Origin of the sequence: Pseudoduganella sp. OTU4001 (genome assembly GCF_038440195.1) — a bacterium.
Lineage (GTDB): Bacteria > Pseudomonadota > Gammaproteobacteria > Burkholderiales > Burkholderiaceae_D > Rugamonas.
In genome coordinates, this window is sequence record NZ_JASATG010000065.1 from 1 (window position 1) to 8,789 (window position 8,789).

General features: G+C 63.2%; 9 protein-coding genes and 1 tRNA gene. 3 read left to right on the top strand and 7 right to left on the bottom strand.

Annotated elements, in window-relative coordinates:
• The coding region (locus AAHE99_RS26475; protein ID WP_342120943.1) for a helix-turn-helix transcriptional regulator at positions 1 to 220 on the top strand (220 nt) is incomplete at its 5' end.
• A gap of 81 nt (positions 221 to 301) precedes the next feature.
• Here the strand turns inward: AAHE99_RS26475 and AAHE99_RS26480 are convergent.
• Positions 302 to 386 (bottom strand) — tRNA-Leu (locus tag AAHE99_RS26480).
• A 534-nt stretch (positions 387 to 920) separates the two neighbouring features.
• On the opposite strand from AAHE99_RS26480, the gene AAHE99_RS26485 reads away from it, so the two are divergent.
• Positions 921 to 1,319, top strand: coding sequence for a hypothetical protein (locus AAHE99_RS26485; protein ID WP_342120944.1), 399 nt, complete (start codon positions 921 to 923; stop codon positions 1,317 to 1,319).
• Positions 1,320 to 1,390: 71 nt separating this feature from the next.
• The gene (locus AAHE99_RS26490) at positions 1,391 to 1,780 is read left to right on the top strand and encodes a hypothetical protein (RefSeq protein ID WP_342120946.1); all 390 of its coding nucleotides are present in this window, start codon (positions 1,391 to 1,393) and stop codon (positions 1,778 to 1,780) included.
• A 6-nt stretch (positions 1,781 to 1,786) separates the two neighbouring features.
• On the opposite strand, the gene AAHE99_RS26495 is transcribed toward AAHE99_RS26490, so the two are convergent.
• The 6 genes from AAHE99_RS26495 to trxA form a co-directional block, all read right to left on the bottom strand.
• Positions 1,787 to 3,700 carry an AAA family ATPase gene (locus AAHE99_RS26495; RefSeq protein ID WP_342120947.1) on the bottom strand — a complete coding sequence of 638 codons (1,914 nt, stop codon included), beginning with the start codon at positions 3,698 to 3,700 and terminating at the stop codon, positions 1,787 to 1,789.
• Positions 3,701 to 3,885: 185 nt separating this feature from the next.
• Positions 3,886 to 4,626: a substrate-binding periplasmic protein gene (locus tag AAHE99_RS26500; RefSeq protein ID WP_342120948.1), complete on the bottom strand. Its 741-nt coding sequence runs from the start codon at positions 4,624 to 4,626 to the stop codon at positions 3,886 to 3,888.
• Positions 4,627 to 4,683: 57 nt separating this feature from the next.
• Positions 4,684 to 6,396, bottom strand: a complete 1,713-nt coding sequence (locus tag AAHE99_RS26505; protein ID WP_342120949.1) for an ArnT family glycosyltransferase — start codon at positions 6,394 to 6,396, stop codon at positions 4,684 to 4,686.
• 91 nt (positions 6,397 to 6,487) lie between these two features.
• The gene (locus AAHE99_RS26510) at positions 6,488 to 6,757 is read right to left on the bottom strand and encodes a type B 50S ribosomal protein L31 (protein WP_342120950.1); all 270 of its coding nucleotides are present in this window, start codon (positions 6,755 to 6,757) and stop codon (positions 6,488 to 6,490) included.
• 189 nt (positions 6,758 to 6,946) lie between these two features.
• Positions 6,947 to 8,209 carry a transcription termination factor Rho gene (gene rho, locus AAHE99_RS26515; protein ID WP_028101995.1) on the bottom strand — a complete coding sequence of 421 codons (1,263 nt, stop codon included), beginning with the start codon at positions 8,207 to 8,209 and terminating at the stop codon, positions 6,947 to 6,949.
• Positions 8,210 to 8,343: 134 nt separating this feature from the next.
• Positions 8,344 to 8,670, bottom strand: coding sequence for a thioredoxin TrxA (gene trxA / locus AAHE99_RS26520; RefSeq protein ID WP_342120951.1), 327 nt, complete (start codon positions 8,668 to 8,670; stop codon positions 8,344 to 8,346).
• Positions 8,671 to 8,789: the final 119 nt, after the last annotated feature.

Here is an 8,789-nt window from a genome sequence, read left to right on the forward strand (position 1 = left end):
CTACCAGGCGGCGCGCAGCCATCCGGAGGGCCTGACGCGGCGCGAGGCGCAAATCCTCGACCTGCTGCTGGCCGGGCAAAGCAATGCCGATATCGCGCGCCAGCTGGTGCGCTCGCCGCGCACCGTGGAACACCACGTGTCGGCCCTGCTGGACAAACTGGGCGCCAGCAGCCGTTTCGAGCTGATGGGGCGCCTGCAGCAAAAAATGGGTGGGGAATAGCGGGAATCTGGGTGGCGGTCGCGATAGCCAGCGCGGGAGGCGCAGCGTATATTAAAGACCAGCGCTGCGAGGTTAAGCAGGTGGTGCCCGAGGCCGGAATCGAACCGGCACGCCTTGCGGCGGCGGATTTTGAGTCCGCTGCGTCTACCAATTTCACCACTCGGGCCACTTAACGCGACGTGCATTATTACCGATTTGCCCACCAGCGGCAACCCTGACGCAATATTTTGGCTATGGGGAGTGATGGGCAAATTGAAAAAATTCAGGGCCCAGCCTGCTTTTCAGCGGAAAACCGCGGGCGTAGCATGGATGCCAGAGTAGAAACAAAGCAGCGGCCGGCACAGGGCCGCAGCAGGGTGTCGCTGCACAACCAGCAGCCGCCACCTTGCCTCCCACAGCGCCCGGCCCACCGGCTGCGGCGCCGGGTACCAGGTTTGGACAGCCGGCGCGGATGCACCTCATCCGCCCCGGCCCCGACCGCCCCCCGACAACGGGCCAGGCGGTCCCCGGGCAGCATTGCCGCACCCGACGGCAAGTCCTCCAGGCCGATTATGCAGTTCGTCAGCGCGCCATGCGTTCTGTTCCCCGGAACGTGCTGTCTGTCGCCCGAACCTGCACATCCGAACCACGCTTTGCTAACTTTGAATTGACCCCGCACCCTTTTCAAACGGCGGGGCACCAGGCAAACCAATCGGAGAAGATGATGAAAAAGCTGATGATGCTCAGTGCCGTGGCTGCACTATTGGTGGGTGGTAGTACCTTCGCTGCCGATCCTAACGACCCTTCGGTCCAAATCAAGGCGCCGACCGCGACGTACAAGATGTATATGGGGCAGTTCGATGAATTCGCCCACAGCTATGCCCTCGATAACGGGCAGCAGATCCGCTTCACCCAATCGGGTAAGCGCTACTGGGCCCGCATCAAAGGCGAGGACCGGGCCGAGCTGTATCCGGTCGCCGCCAATGTGTTCCTGACGGCCGCCGGCACCCGCCTGACCTTCCGCGACCAGGGCGATGAAGTGTGGATCGAAAACTACGAACGCCTGCCAATGTCGGTCGCCATGACCGAGGTGAACGTGCGCGTGGTGGCCTCGCGCTAGCCAACATGCAGCGGCCGTGGCGCATCAAAGCGGTGCGCCACGCCGCTCTACCCATCCTTTAGGAGTGAGCCATGAAAACCTGGGCAGCAGGAGGGGCGCTTATCGCCTTGTTGTTCAGCGCTTCCGCCCTGGCGGAAGACAACCTGTCGTCGGTGCGGGTGTCCGCCCCCGGCAGCTATAAGATGCCACGCGCTGAATTCCGCGAATATTCGTACCGCTATGAGTTGAGCAACGACATGCACATCCGCTTCTCGCAGAGCCGCCAGCGCTACTACGCGGAGCTGGATGGCGAACCGGCCATCGAACTGATCCCGGTCTCGCCCGGGGTGCTGGTGACCACCACCGGCTCGCGCGTGGAGTTCAGCGCGATGGGCGCGGCGCTCACGATCTACAACTTTGAACGGCTGTCGCCGAAGCTGGCCGCGCTGGGCAAGGACCTCACCCTGGTGGCTGCGCGCTGATCCCGCTTAGGCGGCCTGCTGCAGGGGCGCCGACGCCAGGCGCTCCTCCAGCAGGGCAAAGATGGCATCCTTCGACAGCACGTAGCGCTCCATCAATTCTTCCTTGATCGAGGCCATCACGCCCTGGTAGTCGCGCATGGCGGCCAGGGTGGTGCTGTACAACTCGTCGGCCTTGGCTTCCACCTGCACCAGGGTATGCTCGTCGCCGGACTCGCCGCGCAGCTGGCTGTAATCGAGCTTGGAGCGCGAGTACATCGACAGGCGGTTGACCATCATGTCCAGCATGCGGGTGGCTTTCTCGATATCGTTTTGGCTGCCGACCGAAATGCCGCGCGCGCCGTAGAACAGTTCTTCCGCCGCCACGCCGCCGTACAGCTGCATCACGTCGCGTTCCATTTCTTCCAGGGTGCGCAGCGACATATCGTCGCCGGCGCTCAGCACATAGCCCAGCGCATTCATCTTCGACACCGCCTCGGTGGAAATCTTCAGCAGGTGCGACTTCTCCTTCACCTCGGCCAGCGGCAGGCCGGCGCGCAGGTAGGGGTCGATCTGCATGAAGAAGTGGCCCAGTTCATGCAGCGCGATGCGTTCGCGCTGGCGGGTTTTTTCGGCGGTGGTGGCGCGGTCGGTCAGGCCGATGGTGGCGCGTTCGAAGGCGCGGAACATCAGGTCGGTGTTGATCACGCTCTTTTCCTGGATCGAGATCATGGAGGCGCGGTCGACCACGGTTTCCAGCAGCGCGGGGCTGAGGTTGGCGGTGATGTCGGCCACCTGGCCCAGGTCCATATCGTTCCAGTCCACCAGGCCGTCCTGCTTGCGCTTCAGGAACGAGTCGAGCAGGGCGTGGCGCTCGGCCTTGTTCGGCAGGCGGAAATTGATCTTCACGCTGAAGCGGCGCAGCATCGCTTCGTCCATGGCGGTCGAATTGTCGTCGAAGTTGGAGGCCACGATCCAGATCACGCCCTGGCCCTGTTCGCTCTTCACGCCGTCCAGCAGGCCGAGCAGGGTGTTGGCGGTATCGTCTTCCCACTTCTTTTCGCCGCGGCCGCGCGGCATGAACAGGGCCTGCGCCTCGTCCAGGAAAATGATGCAGTTGCCGCGCGCGCAAGCTTTCTTGTACAGCGCGTTGAGCGCCTTCGAACCGCCGCCCACATAGCCCGATTCCAGCGCCGAACCGGAGGCCTGGATCAGCGGGTAGCCGAGGCGCTTGGCCAGGTAGCCGGCCAGCTTGGTCTTGCCGGTGCCGGCCGGGCCGGTCAGCATCACGTTGAACGGCTTGTCGATATTGTGCTGCTTGTAGACTTCGCGGTTGCGGATCATGTCTTCCAGGTGCAGCACTTCCTGCTTGATGTCCTCCATGCCGATCAGGTCGTCCAGCGAGCCTTTCAGCTTGTCCGGCGTGATCACGGACGCGTTCGGGCCCATGCCCGGCACGCCCCACTTCAGCACGAACAGCACCAGGCCCACCACGAAGATGTCGAAAGCGTGGCGTTTCAGGAAAGCTTGCACCGAGGCCCACTGGCCGCCGTCGTCCAGCAGCACGCCCTTGTGCGCGGCCAGGAAATCGTCCTTGGCGATGGCGTAGGGGAGGTTATTGCGCAGCAGGACTTCGCGCTCCAGGCTCTGGTGCGAGGTGGACGGCACCACCACCACGTGCAGCGTGGCCTCGTTCTTGTACTTGTAGATATAGCGCGGCGAATCGGCCAGCGGGCGCGCGATCACCAGGTAGTCGAGCTTGTCGCGCTGGGCCACCAGGGCCGTGATCTCGCCGATATTCTGCGAGCGCACCACCGGCGCGGCATCCTGCGCCACTTCGCCGCGCAGCAGGGCGAAGGCCAGGGCGGCGGTGGCCAGCATCACCAGCGTGATGCGCACCAGGGGATTCTTGAGGGCGAGTTGGAGCTTATAGATATTAAACATAGGCCTGGAAAACGCTAAGGTTTCGAGCGGGCCTATGGCCGGTGGCAATCGCCTCGGCTGGCCCCAGAATTTGGAAGATGCCGTACGGCAACGTTCCCTATATGGGGACTATAGCGGGGTAAACCAGGCTTGTGTGCGCTGTGCGTCAAAAAAACTTTAGTTGCGCAACAGTAAGAAATGACAAGTTATTTCCGGGCTTGCCACTGTTCGTATTTCTTCTCCAACTTTGCAAAAGTGCCATCTTTACGCATGCTGTCGAGGGCGCCGTTCATGCGCTCGACCATGGCGTCCGGCACCGAGGGGTTGCAGGCCAGGTAGACTTTGACGCGGTGGAAGGTCAGCACCGGCACGATCTGTTCCGGCGCCGCGAACTGGGCCAGCGCGCTCAGGTCGTTATTGCGCACGCCGACCGCCCACAGGTCGATGCGGTCGAGCATGAGTTTTTTCGGGTTGGCCGCGTTGTCGGGCGCGCCGTCCACATCGAAGCCGCGCGCGCGCAGGAATTCGTCGCGCGCATCGCCGTTATAGGTGCCGATGCGCAGCTTGCGCGCGTCCTCCAGGGTTTGCACGTGGTACTGGCGGCCGGCGCGCCCCATCAGCACCCAGTCCGCCTCGTCGGTGGGGCCGACCCACTTGAACTGCTTTTCGCGCTCCGGGGTGCGCGAGGTGGAGTAGACGCAGGTATATGGATCGCGCTGGGCCATGGTGTAGGCGCGCTTCCAGGGCAGGACGTCGATCTTGTAGGCGTAGCCGCTGCGGGCCAGCATTTCGCGGATTTTCTCGCTTTCGCGCCCGACCACCTGGTCGCCCACCTTCATGCTGGCGGGCGGCGAGTGCTCGGCGGTAATGACCAGCGGCGGCGGTGTCGCCAGCGCTGGTGCGCTAGTGACCAGCAACATTGCCAGATAAGTTACTGCTGTTGCCATGCCGACCTCGAAGCTATCTTCGCCTACAGGATAGCAGCAAGGGCGGCGCGCCGACAATTACTGCATACGCTGGAACAGGCGGAAACGCTCGCTGCGGTCGGAGGCGCGGCGGCCTTCCCACAGCAGCTGCCATTCGGGGCCGGGCTGTTGCTGGTGGGAACGGGATTTGATGCTATCTTGCAACAGCATGACCCGGCATTCGCCGCCCGCCACGCCGGTGAACGGCAGGCGGCCGAAGTAGGCGAACGAGGCGCGCTGGGCCGGCGTGACATTGGTTTGCACGCATTCGGTGCCGGCCGGCAGCGCGGCGGCGGCCTGTTTGGCCACCGCGGCGTAGCTCTTGCTGTAGTTGACGTTCGGCAGGAACAGGGTCATCAAGAGGATCCAGATCAGGATCAGGCCGCCCGACGACAGCACCACGGCGCGCCACAGCACGGCCGGGCGGCGCGAAATGCGCCAGTGCACCAGCAGGAACCAGCCGGCGGTGGCGCACAGGCCCACCAGCAGGGCCGGCCAGCGCACTTCCGGCGTGAAGCCGGGGATCAGTTTCAGCACATTGTGGGCCGGCTTGGCCGGCCAGCCGGTCAGCTGGGCATAGTAGAAGATCCACAGCACGGCGGCGCACAGGGTCAGCACCATCACGCTGAACCAGTCGATGGCGTTGATGGCGCCGCGCTGCATGGTCAGCAGGCCGAAGGCGGCCATGATGGCCAGCGGCGGCAGCAGCATCAGCAGATGGCCTTGTTCGGCCGCCGGGTTGAGCAGCACCAGCACGGTGGCGGCGGTGACGAAGGTGGTCGGCACCACGATGTGCAGCAGGTTGCTCTGGCGGCGCCAGGCCCACACGGCCCAGGCGGCAAACGGCCAGGCCGGCCAGAAGAACCAGACGCCGACGCGGAAGAAGGTGCGCAGGCCGTCGAAGCCGGATACCTTGAGCTGCGACAGGTTCCAGGCCAGCCAGGCCGCCAGCGGTTCCTGGCCGTAGGGGCGCGCCAGCAGGGCCGGCACGGCCCACAGCGCGGTGACGGCGGCGGCCACCAGGGCCGCCAGGCCGAGCTCGCGCAGCGAGCGGGCGGCCGGCATGGCCAGGAAGCGGGTGCAGGCGAACAGGGCCAGCAGCAGGGCGGCCGGCACCACCCAGCCGCGCGTCAGGGTCAGCAGGCCCAGCGCCAGGCCGGCCAGCACGGCGTTGCGCGCCGACGGCAATTCCATATAGCGCACGCTGCGGTACAGGGTCAGGGCCAGCAGCGCCACCTGCAGCGGTTCGGCCGTGGTTTCATGGCTGTGCACCAGCAGGCCCAGGCAGCCGAGGTAGATCAGCACGGCGGCGTCGGCCAGGGTGCGGCCGAAGTCGTCCGGCTCGGGCTGGCCGCCGAAGGCCAGGCGCAGCGGCTGGGCTTCCGGGCGGCGGCCCAGGTTATAGGTGGTGTACCACACGGCGCTCACGCCCAGCAGGAAGATGCCGAGGGTGGCGACGCGGGCGGCGAACACATCGCCCAGGGCCCAGCCGAACAGCTTGATGCCGAGCGCCCCCAGCCAGAAGGCCAGCGGGCCCTCATCGGTGACGGACAGGCCGGCGATATTCGGCCACAGCCAGTCCTGCCAGCTGCCGTGCGCCATGGTCCACATCACGCCGAAGCTGGCGGCGTCGTCGTTCTTCCACGGTTCGCGTCCGATCAGGCCCGGCAGGATGTACAGCAGGCCGAGGGCGAAGATGGCCCAGCGGGGCAGGGTGCGGGTGGCGGCGGCGGGAAGACGGACTGGCTTCATCGGTCGGCGTTATTCTTTGGAAAGCAGGAGTATGACGGGCAAATAACAAAAAAGGCAGCCGCAGCTGCCTTTTTTTTCGAAGCGGACGCGATTAGGCGTTGGCAACGGAAGTCTTGGAACCGACTTTGCCGAACTTCTGGCGGAACTTTTCCACGCGACCGGCGGTGTCGACGATCTTGTGCTGGCCGGTGAAGAATGGGTGCGATTCGGACGAAACCTCGATCTTCACCAGTGGGTATTCCTTACCTTCGTAGGTCGCGGTTTCGCGGGTCTGGATGGTCGAACGGGTGATGAACTTGAAGTCGCAGGACACGTCGTGGAACAGGACTTCGCGGTAATCTGGATGGGTATCAGCTTTCATGCTTTTCTCTCAATGTTGGTAGCCAAACAGCACTTCGACGGTCCTTACTGCCTCTCGACCCGATTGCTCTTCACTTGCCAGGGTTTAAATGAACTCGCGATTATAAACCAAAGTCTGGGTCGTGTCTGACATTCGGACAATTCGCTGCGCGAATTGACCATTTGACAGACACGACCCCAGCGGCAACTCTTAGCCGCCGCGGCGCATCATCTCGAAGAACTCGCCGTTGTTCTTGGTGGCGCGCATCTTGTCGAGGATGAACTCCATCGCCTCGATCTCGTCCATCGAGTACAGCAGCTTGCGCAGGATCCAGATCTTCTGCAGCTGGTCGGCCTTGATCAGCAGTTCTTCGCGGCGGGTGCCGGACTTGTTCAGGTTGATCGACGGGTAGACGCGTTTTTCGGCCAGGCGGCGCTCCAGGTGCACTTCCATATTGCCGGTGCCCTTGAATTCTTCGTAAATCACGTCGTCCATGCGCGAACCGGTTTCGATCAGCGCGGTGGCGACGATGGTCAGCGAACCGCCTTCTTCCACGTTACGGGCGGCGCCGAAGAAGCGCTTCGGACGCTGCAGCGCGTTGGCGTCGACACCACCGGTCAGCACCTTGCCGGAGGCCGGGATCACGGTGTTGTAGGCGCGCGCCAGGCGGGTGATCGAGTCCAGCAGGATCACTACGTCCTTTTTCATCTCGACCAGGCGCTTGGCTTTTTCCAGCACCATCTCGGCCACTTGCACGTGGCGGGTGGCCGGTTCGTCGAAGGTGGAGGCCACCACTTCGCCGCGCACGGAGCGCTGCATCTCGGTCACTTCCTCTGGACGTTCGTCGATCAGCAGCACGATCAGGGTCACGTCCGGGTGGTTGGTGGTGATGGCGTGCGCGATATGCTGCAGCATCACGGACTTGCCGGACTTCGGCGATGCCACCAGCAGGCCGCGCTGGCCTTTGCCGATCGGCGCCACCAGGTCGATGATACGGCCGGTGATGTTCTCGGTGCCTGCCATGTCGCGCTCGAGGCGCAGCGGCACGGTCGGGTGCAGCGGGGTCAGGTTCTCAAACAGGATGCGGTGCTTGGAGGCTTCCGGCGATTCGCCGTTGACCTTGTCCACCTTGACCAGCGCGAAATAGCGCTCGCCATCTTTCGGGGTACGTACTTCGCCCTCGATCGAGTCGCCGGTGTGCAGGTTGAAGCGGCGGATCTGGGAAGGGGAAATGTAAATATCGTCGGTCGACGCCATATACGAGGCGTCCGGCGAGCGCAGGAAGCCGAAGCCGTCCGGCAGCACTTCCAGGGCGCCGTCGCCGAAAATCTGTTCACCGGCCTTGGCGCGTTTTTTCAGGATCGCGAACATCAGTTCCTGCTTGCGCAGGCGGGCCGCATTGTCGATATCGAGGCTGATGGCCATTTCCAGCAAAGCTGAAACGTGCATAGCCTTAAGTTCAGAAAGATGCATAGCTGTTTGAGTGTCCCGTGACGGGAAAGTAAAGGTAGGGGAGGGGACTACGTGGTATTAATTTAAGGGAAAGGTTTTTGGGCGCTTTCCCTGCCATTCAGGCGGGCTGCGGGCGCAGCACCGCCTATATTACATCAAATATTGCTGTCGATGAAAGAGGTCAGTTGACCTTTTGCCATCGCGCCGACTTTTTGTGCGGCTGGCACGCCATTCTTGAACAGGATCAGGGTCGGGATGCCGCGGATGCCGAACTTGCCCGGCACGGCCTGGTTGCTGTCCACGTCCATCTTGGCGATGGTCAGCTTGCCGTCGTATTCCTTGGCCACTTCTTCCAGGATCGGGGCGATGCTCTTGCAAGGACCGCACCATTCGGCCCAGAAGTCCACCAGCACTGGGCGGTCGGACTTCAGCACGTCGCTGTCGAAGGATGCATCGGTAATGTGTTTGATCAGGTCGCTCATTATTTTTCCTTAATTGAATAGTCGCCCGGGACAACCCCTTGCTGTTATCGCCCATCTGGCGACGAACTGCACTAATTCAATACTGGGAAGTTAACAGGGAATCAGGGCGGGAATGGCCC